The sequence below is a fragment of the Synechococcus sp. PCC 7335 genome (genome assembly GCF_000155595.1).
Lineage (GTDB): Bacteria > Cyanobacteriota > Cyanobacteriia > Phormidesmidales > Phormidesmidaceae > Phormidesmis.
The window spans coordinates 2,367,380-2,382,924 of the sequence record NZ_DS989904.1 but is presented as its reverse complement, the minus strand read 5'-3'; the positions used below and the strand labels follow the sequence as shown (position 1 = coordinate 2,382,924).

Annotated in this window: 11 protein-coding genes; 5 read left to right on the top strand and 6 right to left on the bottom strand. The window is 48.8% G+C overall.

The genetic code is table 11. The annotated features are described in order from the left end of the window. Nucleotides 1–130 precede the first annotated feature (130 nt). On the bottom strand, nucleotides 131–502 hold the full coding sequence (rplU, locus tag S7335_RS10200; RefSeq protein WP_006456981.1) for a 50S ribosomal protein L21: 372 nt from the start codon (nucleotides 500–502) through the stop codon (nucleotides 131–133). 288 nt (nucleotides 503–790) lie between these two features. Between rplU and S7335_RS10195 the strand changes: the two genes are divergently transcribed. The 5 genes from S7335_RS10195 to S7335_RS10175 all read left to right on the top strand — a co-directional run bounded on the left by S7335_RS10195 (nucleotide 791) and on the right by S7335_RS10175 (nucleotide 7,415). Further along, a complete protein-coding gene (locus S7335_RS10195; RefSeq protein WP_006453396.1) occupies nucleotides 791–1,603 on the top strand; it encodes a carbon-nitrogen hydrolase family protein in 813 nt (270 codons plus the stop codon). A 287-nt stretch (nucleotides 1,604–1,890) separates the two neighbouring features. Then, nucleotides 1,891–3,354, top strand: a complete 1,464-nt coding sequence (locus S7335_RS10190) for a cation:proton antiporter (RefSeq protein ID WP_006457615.1) — start codon at nucleotides 1,891–1,893, stop codon at nucleotides 3,352–3,354. 543 nt (nucleotides 3,355–3,897) lie between these two features. Beyond that, nucleotides 3,898–4,821 (top strand): glutamate racemase, encoded by a 924-nt coding sequence (murI, locus tag S7335_RS10185; protein ID WP_006454735.1) that lies wholly within the window; start codon nucleotides 3,898–3,900, stop codon nucleotides 4,819–4,821. 933 nt (nucleotides 4,822–5,754) lie between these two features. Next, the gene (gene sds / locus S7335_RS10180; protein ID WP_006454001.1) at nucleotides 5,755–6,726 is read left to right on the top strand and encodes a solanesyl diphosphate synthase; all 972 of its coding nucleotides are present in this window, start codon (nucleotides 5,755–5,757) and stop codon (nucleotides 6,724–6,726) included. A gap of 176 nt (nucleotides 6,727–6,902) precedes the next feature. Next, a complete protein-coding gene (locus tag S7335_RS10175; protein ID WP_006455826.1) occupies nucleotides 6,903–7,415 on the top strand; it encodes a CYTH domain-containing protein in 513 nt (170 codons plus the stop codon). A gap of 40 nt (nucleotides 7,416–7,455) precedes the next feature. Here S7335_RS10175 and leuD read toward each other — a convergent pair whose 3' ends face one another. From leuD to S7335_RS10150, 5 genes are all read right to left on the bottom strand, one after another. After that, complete coding sequence (leuD, locus tag S7335_RS10170; RefSeq protein ID WP_006454451.1) at nucleotides 7,456–8,058, bottom strand: 3-isopropylmalate dehydratase small subunit; 603 nt, start codon at nucleotides 8,056–8,058, stop codon at nucleotides 7,456–7,458. Between the two features lie 64 nt (nucleotides 8,059–8,122). Further along, a complete protein-coding gene (cobS, locus tag S7335_RS10165) occupies nucleotides 8,123–8,842 on the bottom strand; it encodes an adenosylcobinamide-GDP ribazoletransferase (RefSeq protein WP_157620452.1) in 720 nt (239 codons plus the stop codon). A 64-nt stretch (nucleotides 8,843–8,906) separates the two neighbouring features. Beyond that, entirely contained in the window at nucleotides 8,907–10,250 is a 1,344-nt protein-coding gene (locus S7335_RS10160) for a TldD/PmbA family protein (RefSeq protein WP_006455321.1), read from the bottom strand. Nucleotides 10,251–10,252: 2 nt separating this feature from the next. Continuing rightward, nucleotides 10,253–11,734, bottom strand: coding sequence for a TldD/PmbA family protein (locus S7335_RS10155; RefSeq protein ID WP_050765976.1), 1,482 nt, complete (start codon nucleotides 11,732–11,734; stop codon nucleotides 10,253–10,255). Nucleotides 11,735–11,945: 211 nt separating this feature from the next. Continuing rightward, on the bottom strand, nucleotides 11,946–15,185 hold the full coding sequence (locus S7335_RS10150) for an FG-GAP-like repeat-containing protein (protein ID WP_006454603.1): 3,240 nt from the start codon (nucleotides 15,183–15,185) through the stop codon (nucleotides 11,946–11,948). Nucleotides 15,186–15,545: the final 360 nt, after the last annotated feature.

The following is a 15,545-nucleotide window of genomic DNA, read 5'->3' as shown; positions in this document are numbered from 1 at the left end:
TAGCCTTTAGAGCTCCTGTATTTCTAACTGGTTACTGAATCTTGTGACTAGTTGCTAAGACTGAATTGACTTTTGGGCTATCTACCAAGCTGATCCCAAATAGCCATTCATAAAATCAATCACTGAGAAATTAATCGCTGCTGTCGGAATCGCTGCCATCAGAAGAATCAGACGAGATCGTGTTACCACCTACCGTAATCGAATCAATCATCACTCGGGTGAGATCTTGACGATGTCCCTGCTTTTTACGAGTCTTCTTCTTTGGCTGCATCTTATAGACAATAACCTTCTTGCCGCGCAGATGGCTAACAATCGTTCCACTGACTGAAGCATCTTCTACTAGTGGCTGACCAATACTGACTTCGCCAGCGTTTTCAACCATCAAGACCTTATCAATCGTAATCTTTTCATCTGCTTCCATCGGTAGACGATTGATATCATAAAATCGTCCTGGCTCAACTCTAAGCTGAGTACCGCCTGCTGCAATGATTGCATACGCCATGTTTTTTCTATTCTCACTCTAAATTGCCGTAGAGGTAGGCTGTCTTATCTAAGTTTAGACACAGCACTTTTTACCTGGTTCGAGCATTTTCACGAACAAACATAATCGCTGTAAAAGCTACCTACTGTCAAGTGTGGACAGTTGACTTTCCAAAGAGCCCTGCTAATTTTCCTTTCCTATTGCTAAGGCAATAAATCGCTTAATCAGTCGAAGCGCCTAATAAAAAGCGTAAACGAGTCAACCCACGTCTTACAATTATAAGCTGTGTCCTAATGGCAATAGAGACTTATGAAGCCCTACTTGGCAGCTGCGCTACAAATGACCAGCGTGCCCGATCTCGAAAAGAATCTAGCTCAGGCGGAGGAGCTTATCGATCTAGCTACCCGCCGAGGCGCTGAGCTAGTCACATTACCTGAGAACTTTTCTTTCTTAGGTGATGAGGAAGCAAAGTTTAGTCAGGCAGAGAACATTCGAGCGGCCAGTGAGAAGTTCATCAAAACGATGGCTCAGCGATATCGAATCACTTTACTGGGCGGAGGCTATCCCGTTCCTTCTCCAGATAGTCGGACTTATAATACGGCAATCCTGGTCAATGCTAATGGGGAAGAGCTTTTAAGATACGAGAAAGTTCACCTATTTGACGTCAATCTACCTGATGGAAATACTTACCAAGAATCTGCTCGTGTGACTTCGGGTACAGCTATGCCCGAAGTCTACAAATCTGATCGGCTAGGTCAACTAGGAATTTCTGTATGCTATGACGTTCGCTTTCCTGAGCTGTACCGTCAGCTATCGAAGGCTGGAGCTGAGGTACTGATCGTGCCTGCTGCTTTTACGGCGTTTACCGGAAAAGACCACTGGCAAGTGCTTCTACAAGCTCGAGCAATTGAGAACACGTGCTATATGATTGCGCCTGCTCAAACTGGATTTCATAACGCCCGTCGACAGTCCCATGGGCACGCAATGATTATAGATCCTTGGGGAATTACTTTGGCGGATGCGGGTGACACTGTAGGGATGGCGATCGCAGAAATTCATCCATCCCGCATAGAGCAGGTCCGACGTCAGATGCCATCCTTGCAGCATCGCGTCTTCGGTTAGAGTGCTCAATCGAACGTCATTTCTCGATCTATCTACCACTCAATGCTGGATATTGATATCTAGTCGCTACCTTGTGAACGTAGCCATCTATGAAGTAGCTATCTACAAAAACTGTCTACAAACTGTGTAGCACAAGCGGAGCAGCTCTTCATGGAGAATGAATTGTGAAACGGTTATAGGAAACTAACCGCTTTAGATCAGCTTAAAATGACAGCTTATGACTAAATGAACAAAATATAGGTAGGTGACTCCTGTAAATTAGACTACGATGAGTTGTCGCAAACAGCATGATCGATCCTATTGGCTGGCCTATTCCAATCCACAACTTGCTATGGCATGGGCCATGGACAGATACAATTCCCCTTCTCGCTGAAGTTGACGAGGCAGAAGTTGGTTCATTTGTAATTGCAGGCGTACTGCTCAGTCTGATTACAGTCTTTATTGCGGCGAAAGTCGGCGGGGAGCTATGTGCTCGGCTAAACCTACCTGCTGTACTAGGTGAGCTAGTAGGTGGGGTAGTCGTCGGTGTGTCTGCCCTTCATCTTATTGTCTTTCCAGAAGGACCAGAGATGCCTGCCTCTGCTCTGATGAATATCATCCAGATGACAGCTCATCTAAACCCAGAAAGTTTGCAGATGGTCTTTAACGGCGAAAGCGAAGCTTTATCGGTACTAGCTGAGCTAGGCGTCATTATTTTGCTGTTTGAGATTGGGTTGGAATCAGACTTGAAAGAACTCATTCGGGTCGGCCCGCAAGCTGCTGTAGTCGCCATAATTGGTGTAGTCGTTCCATTTGTAGCCGGAACAGCCGGTCTAATTGTTTTTTTTGGTATTGGAACTATTCCGGCTGTATTTGCAGGTGCAGCGCTAACGGCAACGAGTATTGGCATTACAGCCAAGGTGTTGGCCGAAATGCAGCAGCTGAGTTCTAAGGAAGGCCAGATCATTATTGGCGCAGCCGTGTTAGACGACGTCCTTGGCATTATTGTGCTGGCAGTGGTTGCTAGCCTAGCTAAGACAGGCGAGATTGAGATTTTGAATGTGGTCTATCTAGTTTTGGGCGCCGCTGCTTTTCTAGTTGGATCTATTTTTATTGGACGTTTGCTTAGCCCACTATTTGTTTCCTTAGTCGATCAGCTGCAGACTAGGGGTCAGCTGATCATCAGCTCGCTAATTTTTGCGTTTGTACTGTCCTATATTGCCGCTGCAATTCAGTTAGAAACGATTCTGGGCGCGTTCGCGGCAGGCTTAATTTTGGCTGAGACTTCAAAGCGGCGAGAGTTAGAAGAGCAGATCACGCCCATAGCCGATATGCTAGTTCCTATTTTCTTTGTAACAGTGGGTGCGCAGACAGATATTAGTGTATTGAATCCGTTGGAGCCCGCTAATCGGGAGGGACTGATTATTGCGTCCTTCTTGGTGGTAATCGCTATTCTAGGTAAGACAGTTACCGGATTCGCTGTATTTGGTCAGCCCGGAATCAATCGACTAGCCATTGGGTTTGGCATGATTCCCAGGGGAGAAGTGGGTCTGGTGTTTGCAGGTGTAGGTGCAGCCAGTGGCGTTTTATCTGAATCGTTAGATGCTGCCATTATTGTCATGGTCATTGTGACGACGTTTATTGCCCCACCGCTACTGAGGCTAGTATTCGATAGCGATAACGACGATGGCGATGTATTAGAGGCGACTCCCTCAAGCAGAGAGCTACCGATTGGAGAGGCTTCCACTGTCGCAACTTCTACTGATGTTTAGCTGAACTATAAGGTTTTCCTAGGCAAAGGCTGGAGATATTTACCCAATGAAGAGCTTGAGTCTGCGTAGATCTAATTTCTATGTAGGTTCAGGCTTTTTTTCGGAAATTTGGGCATGAAATGTGTTTTTACTTAGCAAGTCGTAGCTCCCACAGCCTTTTAGAAAGCTATAAGTCTTTCGAGTATGCGAGTTTAGGATAGCTATAGGGCATCCTTTTGACAAACTCGTATCTTTTCTCCGCCCGTAGTTTTACGGGCAGTAAGACTAAACGATTTCTACAAAAGGTATATAGGGAAAGTGCGTTAGTTCACGCATAATCTCCGTAGAGTTCTCGACGGCAAGAACAAGCTTAGGCACCTAACTAAGTACCCCTTAATCAGTACTCGCCTAAGATAAGTGCGCTTAGTGGTATGAAAAGTTCTTTCTTCTAAGATACGTACAAAAAATCTTTTCTGTAGTTGAAAATTAGGACTGGTAAAGTTTCCAAATCCTACTAAACTCTAGAGAACATTTATTCATTTATTAGATTGAGTATTTTTACTTATGAGTATCCCGGCTCTTTCCAGCAAGCTACGCTCCAATTTTAAGATTGGTGTCTTTGATAGTGGCGTCGGTGGGCTGACGGTACTCCGTGAAATGCGCAGTCATTTGCCTGCTGAATCAATTATTTACTTTGGGGATACGGCTAGGGTGCCTTACGGTAACCGTTCTAAAAGTGAGATCTTAAGATTCGTTCGTGAAATCATTGCCTGGATGATTCGTCTAGAGGTAAAGCTGATTGTCATGGCCTGTAATACAAGCTCGGCGCTAGTTCTAGAAGAAGTGCGATCAGAGTTTCCAATTCCGATCTTAGGGATTGTCTTACCGGGTGCTAGAGGCGCAGTCAAGACTGGCAAGCGAATTGGGGTAGTGTCGACTGAGGCGACCGCTAAGAGCGATGCCTATCTACAGGCTGTGCAGGAAATTGATTCGACAATTAGAGTTTGGCAGGTAGGCTGTCCTGAATTCGTGCCGCTAATTGAGAGTGGCCGCAGCTACGATCCCTATACGCTGACAGTAGCCAAACGCTATTTAGAACCGCTAATCGCAGCAGGCATTGATACTCTAGTCTATGGATGCACTCACTATCCGCACCTTGCGCCAGTGTTCAAGCAGATTCTACCAACCCGAATCAAACTCGTTGATCCAGCAAAGCATTTAAGCGTGGCAGCTGCTCAGGAGCTTGAAATCTTAGGATTATGTAATTCTAACGCGGTTGAAACAGGTGCAACACCTACGGAATTTTATGTCAGCGGTGACCCACTAAAGTTTGCTAAGGTTTCACAGCAATGGCTAGGCTATCGCCCCTTTGTTAAACAGGTTTCTGTAGAGACGCTCGAAATGGCTGTGTTAGAGAAGATTCGCCCAGTCTCTTTCCAAAGAGGCGATCGCAAAAAAACGCCTGCTACCCCTAGGCAACAAGCGTAAAGAAATGCACATGGCATGATGTTAGAGGATGCAGACCCGGTATACCCTTTTACCTTCTAGAAGGATGTAACAGCCGATAGAAGCGGCTAAGTGTCGGATGCTCCGGTACTCATGAACATCATAACCAAGTAAATTAGAAACAAATAGACTAAGGCTGGAATAACAATTGTGATCGGGTTGGCGCTAGAGAAGTGCAGCATGGCAAGCACAGTAAAGAGAACATCAACATTAGAGAAAAAACACCAAAGATAGAATCTCCTTCGAAAGTTTCTTTGATGTAAGTAGTCTTGAGCTAAGACTGTGGGAAGATAATCGGATCAAACCCCTGACAAGCTAGTTAGCCAAGTTTGCAGCTGAACCTAGCCAGCAGCCTGAATAACCCTCTGGCTTACCAAAAAGTAGAACCTTCTATGCGGCTGCCTTTGTGGAAGTAGGATACCTACAGATGATTCGTTGCCTAACGTTTAGTCCTTGAGCTGAATAATCAATACTTTCTTGATTTGAAAGTAGGGCAATCCCTGAACCAAGAATATTGACCTTACGCGGACTAAAGAAGACTGAAGCTGACTTTTAGGAAGAACCTGTCTTACTGAACCTGTCTCGCTGAATAGGGTAGCTCCGTAGCCACTTACCTAGTCAAGAATGACCAGCGAGTACTATCAGGCTTTGAACAGAAAATCTTAATTATCTATAGATTAACATAAGATTTGGCTAATTGTTGGGGTGTTTGACGATGAGAATTTGTGCAGCTCACTTTTTCAACCTATCTGTCAAACATCCGCAGGTATTACTACTCAGAGATTATGATGAGCGAAGTTAAAGCATCGCTCCGCTTCCTTCGGAGAGGACTCGTTCCTTTACCAGCACAATAGCTTAGAATAAGAACAGACAGCTTAAAATTTCGTAACTTAATTCGCCTGAGTCGCGTTTTCCATGACCTCAGCCACCTCTCTTTTTCTGCCTGTAGAAGCCGACCTAGCACTACTAACTGACAACCTCAAAAATCTTGTGGGTGCTCGTCACAAGATCCTTTATGCAGCTGCCGAACACCTTTTTGGCGCAGGCGGCAAGCGTATTCGTCCAGCAATAGTCCTGCTGCTAGCAAGGGCCACTCAGCCGGATCAAGGGATTACGGGTCGTCACCGCCGCCTTGCTGAGATCACAGAGATGATCCATACAGCGAGTCTTGTTCATGACGACGTTGTAGATGAATCGTCGACTAGGCGGGGCGTAGACACCGTACACAGTCGCTTTGGGAATAAAGTGGCTGTACTTGCGGGTGATTTCCTATTTGCACAGTCCTCTTGGTATCTGGCTAATTTAGACAACTTGGAAGTTGTGAAACTGCTCTCTAGGGTGATCATGGATCTCGCTGAGGGTGAAATCCGCCAGGGTCTGAAGCATTTTGATACCACGTTGACAATAGATGCATATCTTGAGAAAAGCTATTACAAGACAGCGACCTTGATTGCTAACAGCGCTAAAGCGGTAGGCGTACTGAGTGAAGTCTCTGACCACATGGCTGAAAATCTGTATCAGTTTGGTCGTAGTTTGGGCCTGGCCTATCAAGTTGTAGATGATATTTTAGACTTCACTAGCTCTGATGATGTTCTAGGTAAGCCGGCCGGCTCTGACTTGCTTAGTGGCAATCTGACTGCGCCTGCGCTTTACGCTTTAGAGGAAGTACCCTATCTGAAGACGTTAATTGAGCGACAGTTTTCTGAACCAGAAGATTTTGAGCAGGCAATTGAGTTAGTCAACAATAGTCAGGGAATTGAACGCTCTAGAGTACTAGCAAAGACACATGTCCGTCATGCTGTTGAGTGTCTAAGTAACCTGCCGCCGTCAGCATCGCGTCAGGCGTTAGAAGACATTTCAGAATATGTTCTAAGAAGGCTGAAGTAGGGCAAAACGTGAGGTGACTGGACAGTCAGGCGGTTTAGCTAGAATGTTTTAGCTGCGGTTCTAGCTGTTTCGCTTCAGACACTCTGTAGATATAGAGCCTTATCAGCTGTAGTTGAAGTCCCGCAGATACAAACTTACAGTTAAAGCCTACAGGATAGCGGCAGAGGAATTAAACAATGGCAAAGGAAACGGAACGAAAGTTTCTTGTTATCTCCGATAGCTGGCGAGCCAATGCAGTCGGCCGACTCTACTCCCAAGGGTACATTGCGACTGCTGTTGAAGGTCAAAGCGTTCGCGTTCGAATTGTAGGCGAATTGGGCTATCTGACCATCAAAGGCCCGGCGGAAGGCTTGAGCAGAGCTGAATTTGAATACCCAATTCCACTTGCTGATGCTAGAGAAATGTTGGATACGCTCTGCGTACAGCCTCTGATTGAAAAAGTTCGGTATAGATTACCCTTTGGGGCGCATGTCTGGGAAATAGATGAGTTCAAAGGGGAGAACGCAGGGCTGATCATTGCTGAAGTAGAACTTATGTCCGAGTCTCAAACGGTTGATATCCCAGACTGGATCGGCGCAGAAGTCTCAGGCCAAACAAAGTACTACAACGCTAGCCTAGTGAAGCATCCTTACTCAAAGTGGCAAAAGAGCGGAGAGATAAAGAGCGAAGAAATAGGGACACAAAGTTAGTTTGTCTGCTTTCTGAGAGCTGACCCACCGGAGCAATCTCTTACTGGCTTGCCCACCTTACATAAGGAAGACTCTTAGCAGTGCGATCAATCGCACTAGCCTGGGCCACTAGCTGTGCGCAGGCGTCCCAAGTGCCATTCAAGAACATCTGTCTAGGGCCTGTACTCATCTCAACTGGGATAGACAGCGTTCTAGCAATGACGCTCATCTTTTCTAAATTAAGCGTAACTTCTACAGTTGGGTCTGCCACTATAGCTGATTGCAAAGCGCTAATACTGTCAGGGGACGCTGTTACACAGGGAACGCCCATCGCCACACAGTTCCCGAAAAAGATTTCGGCAAAGCTTTCTCCTACTAGAGCTTGAATTCCCCATCGAGCGATCGCCTGAGGCGCATGTTCTCTCGAAGAGCCGCAGCCGAAGTTACGGTTGACCACTAATATTTTTGCGTTCTGGTACTGCGGCTGGTTAAACGGATGATCTGCTAGCTGCTGACGATCGTCTGCAAAAACCTGATCGCCTAGTCCATCAAATGTGACCGCCCGCAAGAATCTAGCTGGAATAATCCGGTCGGTATCAATATCGTTGCCAACCAAAGGCAGAGCCTGGCCAATGATTGCTTTAACTTGGGAGGAACTACCCATAGATTTTCTTACTTGTGAGATGTCAGTCAGACCTATTTATTATCTATCAAATGCTAGCAACTACCTATGATCCTGCCGATAAACTACACAACAGCAGCGCTTCGGTCCACTCTACAACTGCGCCATAGGTATCACCGGTCTGTCCACCTAAACGCTTGTAAAAGTAGTGGCTAGTTAGTCCTGAAAGTATCAACCCGGCTACTGTCGTTTTGATCAGTAGTGGCATGGGTATCCATCCTGTTGACGATAGTCCCAAGCTTATTAAGACGATTAACAGCAGGTTGGGTAAGGTGGATCGCGAGGTGGGTAATGCACGCTTGTGAAAAGCACCCTTGCCTTCTTTTTTGAGGTAGGGATAAGTGGCGATCGCCCACTGTTGCGCCCAACGCCCCCAAACCGATACCGCAATTAATACGAAAGCTCGATGCTGAGTGATCGCAGATAGTGCCAGAACCTTGAGAAGAACGAGTGCGATCGCAGCCATTCCACCAAACGCTCCCATCCGACTATCCGACATGACTGCTAGACGCCGACTGGAATCGGGCACAGCCAAGCCGTCGGCGGTATCCATCACCCCGTCTAAATGTAGCCCGCCTGTTAAGGCGATGGCCAAAGCAATAACGAGTGCGCTAGAGACAGTGATCGGAAAGTGCAGGGTCGCTAATACCCAATCTATTACGGCCAGTAGTCCACCAACAACCACTCCTACCCAGGGCACCCACAAAGCAATCCACCGAAACTCTAGGGGCCAGCGCTGCGGAATCGGTAGACAGGTATAGAACATCAGCGCTGCATGCCAGCCTGACAGTAATTTACCTAGGCTGACGCACACGCGGCTCCAGTTTTGCTTAAGCTTCGCCAGTGATCGATAGCTCACTGACCCAAACCCGAGGGCAGATACCGCCTGGCGTAGTTTCCACTTTAGGTTCTATATGAGCAATGCTCTTTAGCACCTGACGAAAATCGCCGGCAACCGTCGCTGACTCAACGCTGATGCGCTTGCCGTCTTTGATTAGCCAGCCATCAAATGGCAGGGAAAAAGATCCTTGCAATGCATTGACACCTGCGTGCAGCGCCTGCAAATCATCAATCAAAACCACGCCATCTGCTTTATCAAGCTGATAGTTGTCGTCTGCAGTCTCGCCCGGCAGCACCTCTATATAATTCAGACCGATACTCACCTTTGCACCAATGCTGGCATGACCCGTTGGCTCTGCGTTCATTCGCTTGGCTGTGCCTGCACTGTGGATAAAGTTTTTAAGAATGCCTTTCTCAATTAGTGCTAAACGGCGGGTGGGTGTGCCTTCACCATCAAAGGTCTCAGCCGAGACGTTTTCTGGGTGTAGCTCGTCGTCATACACAGAAAGCAGTGGACTAGCTACCTGAGTACCAATCGAGTCGGCAGTAGACAGCGAGCGATTATCCAAAATGTTTTGAGCGTTGTACATATTGGAGAAAGCGCCCAGCAGGCTCAAGAAAGCCTCTGCCGAAAAAACAACTGGATACTTGCCAGAGGTTATTTTCTCGTAGTCTAGATGACTAATTGTTTTTTCAGACGCCTCTTCTACGCAGCTACTAACATCTAGCTGAGCAAGTCCATTCTTGACTCGCATTGCCCCTGCCGCACGAGGCTTACGACCTTCTTGTTCTGTTTTTCCATAGAGATAAACGGATGCATAAGTCCGCTCTTCGCTGCGCTGTGCTCCTTCACTGTTTAGATAGAACCGTTCGATCTCTCTTTGGGCGATGCCATTGTAGGGAACAGATGTAATGGCATCATGCGATTCCAAAACCCCTTTCTCTGCTTCTACTAGGGTATCGATCAACTCAGGCACAGGCGCTGGCGTGGACTTAGTAAAATCAACCTCGGCAGTTGGCTCTTTTGCTTGCGGGCTAAAATCAGGTGCATTTTCTTTGACGCCAAACGAACTAGCTTCGTAAGCAGTTTTAAGCGCCATCTCTAGACCCGTTTCGTCAACATCAGTCGTTGAAGTAACCCCGATCTGGTTGTCCTCATTCCAGACGCGAACGATCACGCTAGAGCGGTTGGATGCCTTAACCTGCTTAGGCTTGCCTTTATCTACTTGGACGCTAGTTTCGTCTACAGCAGAGCCGTAGATGTCGTACTTAGCAATACTGAGCTTTTGTGCGATCGCCTCAGCCTGCTGCGAAATTGTTTGAACCTTTGTCATCTCTATCGCCCACCCACTGTAATGTCATCCACTTTGATGTGAGGCTGCCCAACCGTTACATACACACTGCCGCTCACCGAGCCACAAAACCCTGGTGCCAAACTAATATCATTCGAGCACATCGAAATTTTGTTCATGATTCCAGTGGCTTCGCCAATTAGCGTTGCTCCCTTCAGAGGCTTTGTGATCTTGCCATTTTCAATCAAATAGGCTTCATCCACCGCAAAGTTGAACTGTCCGGTAGGGCCAACGCTACCGCCGCCCATCTTTTTGCAATAGATGCCTTTATCAACCGAGGCAAATAGCTCTTCCACGGTGTGCTTACCGGGTGCAATATACGTGTTCCGCATTCGAGAAGCCGCCGCGTGGGTATATCCTTGTCGCCTACCGCTACCCGTACGCGGATGCCCTGTACGCATCTCACCAGCTCTATCCGAAATAAAGTTTTTCAAAATGCCATTTTCGATCAGCAAAGTCCGCTGAACCGGCATACCTTCGTCGTCCATATCAATAGTGCCGAACGCTTCAGTCGAAAGACCTTCATCCCAAGCAGTTAGACTCTCATGCGCTACCTTCTGACCTTTTTTGTTCATAAAAGGGGTAGTCTCTTTCTCAATCTGAGTCGTTTCTAATAGATGGCCACAAGCTTCATGAAAAATGACACCCCCAAAATGATTGGCCATAATCACTGGATAGTTGCCCGACTCAACGTAGTCGGCGTAAAGCATGTTACTAGCGGCTTCGGCGACTTTCTCGGCAGTCTCGTTGTAGTCCCAAGCTGTAAGGAAACTCGGATCGCCCGTATTACCCAACCGCTCACCAATAGAAGAACGGTGCTCACCATCCGCGCAGAGTAGATTGAAGCCAACTGACTGGGTCAACCGCACATCGCGGGCAAAGGTGCCGTCACTGGAGGCCACCAAAACCTCTTGGCAATCACGGAAGTAAGCAGCACGCCGAGCCTGAACATGTTCAGCTTTCTCAGCTAGCGCAGCATTAGCTTCTAATAGCACTTCGCCCATTGTCTGCATGGAGGGGCAACTAGCGAGCCAGTTATCCTTCCCCCGGCCTAATCCATAATCACGCAGTGGTTCCAGATTTATCTCTGGAACGCTCGCCGCTGAATCAGGCATTTCTAGACCCATGATGGCGAGTCCTTTCTCCAAAGCCGCCTTCAAGCCTTCAAAAGAAAGATCGTTCGTACTGACATAACAGTCAGAGCTACCTTTGAACACACGAACACCTGCGCCAGAGACCAAGCTAGGTGAGATGCTGGTAATCGCATCGTCTTCAGCTAGGCAGCTAATGTAGTTCTTACGTTCCAAAAAGAATTCTACAAAGTCGGCTCCTACAGCACGACCTAAGCCTAACAAAGTCGATAGAGGAGCTTCCCAAGTCTTGTCGAATTTATCCGGGCTAGCGGTGTAGCTGAGCGAAAGAATCTGCTCTAAGCGCAGAGGCTGTTCAAAGATAGCGGCTGTCATCCCGTAGCAAGTCCTATTGATGTTGTTGCCTTTCAGTCTACCAAATCCAATAGAGGATAGGTGTCGCATCAAACCAATGGTTTCACCTACAGCATCGGAAGCTCTTGCTTTCTCACATCGAAGGCTGAACAATACCGAAACCCTCTAGCGCTTTTATTCATCTGAGTTGAAATCTCGCCAGAGTGGTATGGCTATTTAGCTGACCAAATTTTTAGACAGTATCGAAGGTGACAACAATATCGTCAAAATCAGCATCTCCTAGGCCAGGTAAATCTTCGAAGCCGAGCGCATTGTTGCCGATGTACTTTACGTGGTCAGCGCTTCCAGCATTCACTGATTCATAGGAGAAGTAGGTATTCGTTTCATCTCCATCATCAACACTAATGAACGTACCGTAGAAACCATCTAGGTTACTAACGGTAAAGACATCGGAGCCGCCATCGCTAGTACTAAGATTGGCACTAGGCACGGCGCGGTTAAGGGCTGCTTCAGCATAACCGGCATCCCCCACACTGAAGGTCTGGTTCCCGACTGTAATATCTCCGTTGAGACTATCTACTTGATAAAGCCCTACCGTACTATCAAATTGGGCTTCTCTATAGACTGTAAAGCGAATATCGGCACCTCCCGTTCCAGAGAAATCTAGCGATTCCCCATCACCCGATACATAGTCGACGGTGTCTTCTTCAACAGGTGACACTGACAGTACAGTACCGTCTCCAAAGTCTAGAGAAGCACCTGTATCTGTGGGTGTTGCGATCGCCCGACGAGCACTCCCATCCTCCACAATCTCAAACTCCAAGACATTACCCTCATCAAGGTCGTCCTTAGAGAGCGTGAAACGAGGCGAAAATCCACTAGGTTCTCCATTTTGAAGCAAGGAAAAGCTCCCAATTTGAGTGCGTGCCCCTCCGCTCACTTTGAAAACAGTAATCAGACCAGTTCGAGCAACGTTTATATCATCAAATCCAAACGTCACGGTGTTGTTGCCTAACTCTGTGAGCTCTAATGACTGACCACCTGATACGGCTGTGAAAGGACTTTCAGGAGTGCTGTCAGGGGGAGGCGTTACCGGTGGCGTTACCGGAGTGCCATCAGGGGGAGGTGTTACTGGAGGAGGCGTTACCGGTGGCATTACCGGAGTGCCATCAGGGGGAGGTGTTACTGGAGGAGGCGTTACCGGTGGCGTTACCGGAGTAATTTGTTCAGTGATAGTGATGACTTGGTTGACGCTGACGTTCTCTAATTGTTGAACAACACCGCTTGGCCAACGTACCTCTATCCGCTCTACCTGCTCGTTCTGCGCTAGTCCAAAGTGCAGCCGCTGAAAGTCTTGCGAATGCTTATGCACCCCGCCGTTCTGGTCGCGCCGCTGCGTCACTCCCCCCGCCGTTACATACACCTGCGCACCAATCCCATCCCGGTTTGTCCCGACCCGAACGTTCCCCTCACTATCGGTTAGACTCACTGCCCCAGCCAGGTCTATCTGTAGCCAGTTGTTCTCGTTCCCCCGGTTGCGGAACAGCTGCTGCGGTCCGCGAAGCGCTGTCTTTGCACCGTTAGTCACGAACAGGTCGATGAAGCCATCCCCGTCGTAGTCCGCTACCGTCGCGTTGTCACCGACTCCTGTCGTTGCCGATACCGCACCGCCCTGGTTGGCAACAGCAACAAACGTTCCATCCCCCTGATTGTCGAACAGGATGTTCGGTAGGTTGCTACCGTTCGCGCTTTCTCGTACTACATAGATGTCGACATCCATATCGTTGTCGAAGTCGGCCGCCACTACACCGCCAGCTTGACTCGTATCGACCACATCGATGCCGGCACTATCGCTAACGCCAACTAGACCACCGTCAGCGGTGTTGTAGAACAGTCGGTCTGCCTGCGCTCTCGCTAGGTAGGCATCTATCAACCCGTCGTTGTTGAAGTCGGCGAAGGCGAAATCCCTAGCACCTTTGAGCCGGTTCGAACCGCCGATAGTCTCATCGACGATGTTCGTGAACGGTGTCGTCGTGACATCGAACAGGTCCGCAATCGCACCCGGTAGCACTAGGTCGTAGAGGTCACTATCCGATAGGTAGCCCAAACCACCGAAGCGAACGGTCTTGTTGACCAGTTCGGTGGGCAGAACCGTATCGCCGACATCATCGAACCGGCCGGCTGCGTTCTGACGGAAGACGGTTGTGGGGTTGAGGCCATCGGCGCGCTGCGTAGAGCCATGGAACAGGTCGAGTCTGCCGTCGTTGTCGTAGTCCAGCCAGGCAGGCGTTTGCGCTTTGGCGCTGTCGTAGGCAATGCCTAGCGCCCGGGCCTGGTCTCGCAGTACGCCGTTGTTGTTGACGTACAAACGGTTGGGTTCACTTCTCGGCGGTAGGTTCTCTTCGCCTAGTACGCTAGTATTCCCTTCGCCGCCAACCAACTGCAGTAGGTCCTGGTCGCCGTCGTTGTCGAAGTCGGCCCAAGCAACGCCATGGAAGTCGCCCGCAATCTCGCTAGCGATAAAGACATCGGAAGTGCCGGCTTCGACCTGGTTAACGATGTCGGTGAAGGTGCCATCGCCGTTGTTGACGAACAGGTTGCGGCCACTACCGAAGTGGTTGTTCACCCATAGGTCAGGTCGGCCATCGCCGTTGAAGTCGCCCCATGCACCCGCGCCATAGCTACGGGCAGAGATGAAGTCCCCGGCTGTATCGGTCACATCTTCGAAGCTAATCTGACTCGTCTGGTTCTGCTCAACTTCGATAGTGCGTCTACCAGGCTCGTTACTTGCACTTTCCTCATCTGCACTTTCGCTACTGTTATCGCTTAGTACGATGGTGACCTGGTCTGCTTCTTGCTGCAGACTCTGCAACTGCTCCGCCGATAGGGCTTCCCCCTGAACTAGCGCAGAGAAGATTGCCCCTTCGTCCCCCTGACTATCGACGGTGCCGTTCAAAACCGTATCGATATGATGGCCTAGCTCTTCGGCGACAATAGCGCTCAGCCTAGCAATATCGTTCTGGTAGAGCTCGAACGCTTCGGCCGATAGATAGATGGTCCCTGTTTGTGCTGCGTAGGCGCCGTTCGCACTGCCGAGCTCTGTGGCGGAAAGGAACTCGATAGTGGGTAGTACCTCGAAGTCTCCCGCTTGCCATGCCGCTAGTAGAGTGGTTGCGGCTTCAGCGCTGAAGCTATCCCCGAAGGCGAGTCTCATGTTCTCTAGCGTCTCGGCTTCGCTATTGGCAAAACTAGTAAGCCGGGTCTGCAGTTCCTCGACGACTAGCGACAGCATTTGGGTGAGTGCTGCTTCGTTTGCTGGTGCCGTCTCAGCGGCGGGTGCGATCGCCTGACTGTCGGCGCCGAGCATCATCTCCAAAGCCGGCTGTAGTAGCTGAGCAGCCTCAGTTTGTAGGCTAGTTTGGGAGGGGTCTGCGCTAACAAGAGTTGAGTAGGCGTCGCAGTAATTGCACATATCTATGTCTGATCTAAAGGAACTAATAGCTAGCGGAGGGCTCAGCTAGCAGAGGGCTACAAGTTTGATCTGTTTGAGCGGAAATCGAAGATCTCGTCTTTGACTGCGAGAGGCGTTAGGGCTACCTATCTTTACTTGAACTATGACGTCTATGAATGTTCCATCGACGACAGCGGCAATAGGGTACTCATTGTGCCGATTGCTTATTGGGCCACTATGTCGAAGCAAACTATGTCGAAGCGATTATTGCTGAAGTAATTATCTACCCATAGGCCAGGTAGGCCACCATCGTTGAAAGTCACCTTAAGCACTAACGTTATAGCGGTGAGCAGAAATGAAGCTGCCTGCTATGCAGTGACG

Excerpts from the sequence above, each read along its gene's own strand:
- sds (WP_006454001.1), top strand. The coding sequence starts at position 5,755 with ATGACCTCAGCCACCTCTCTTTTTCTGCCTGTAGAAGCCGACCTAGCA.
- rplU (WP_006456981.1), bottom strand. The coding sequence starts at position 502 with ATGGCGTATGCAATCATTGCAGCAGGCGGTACTCAGCTTAGAGTTGAG.
- S7335_RS10175 (WP_006455826.1), top strand. The coding sequence starts at position 6,903 with ATGGCAAAGGAAACGGAACGAAAGTTTCTTGTTATCTCCGATAGCTGG.
- leuD (WP_006454451.1), bottom strand. The coding sequence starts at position 8,058 with ATGGGTAGTTCCTCCCAAGTTAAAGCAATCATTGGCCAGGCTCTGCCT.
- S7335_RS10150 (WP_006454603.1), bottom strand. The coding sequence starts at position 15,185 with ATGTGCAATTACTGCGACGCCTACTCAACTCTTGTTAGCGCAGACCCC.
- S7335_RS10190 (WP_006457615.1), top strand. The coding sequence starts at position 1,891 with ATGATCGATCCTATTGGCTGGCCTATTCCAATCCACAACTTGCTATGG.
- S7335_RS10155 (WP_050765976.1), bottom strand. The coding sequence starts at position 11,734 with ATGACAGCCGCTATCTTTGAACAGCCTCTGCGCTTAGAGCAGATTCTT.
- murI (WP_006454735.1), top strand. The coding sequence starts at position 3,898 with ATGAGTATCCCGGCTCTTTCCAGCAAGCTACGCTCCAATTTTAAGATT.
- S7335_RS10160 (WP_006455321.1), bottom strand. The coding sequence starts at position 10,250 with ATGACAAAGGTTCAAACAATTTCGCAGCAGGCTGAGGCGATCGCACAA.
- cobS (WP_157620452.1), bottom strand. The coding sequence starts at position 8,842 with ATGTTCTATACCTGTCTACCGATTCCGCAGCGCTGGCCCCTAGAGTTT.
- S7335_RS10195 (WP_006453396.1), top strand. The coding sequence starts at position 791 with ATGAAGCCCTACTTGGCAGCTGCGCTACAAATGACCAGCGTGCCCGAT.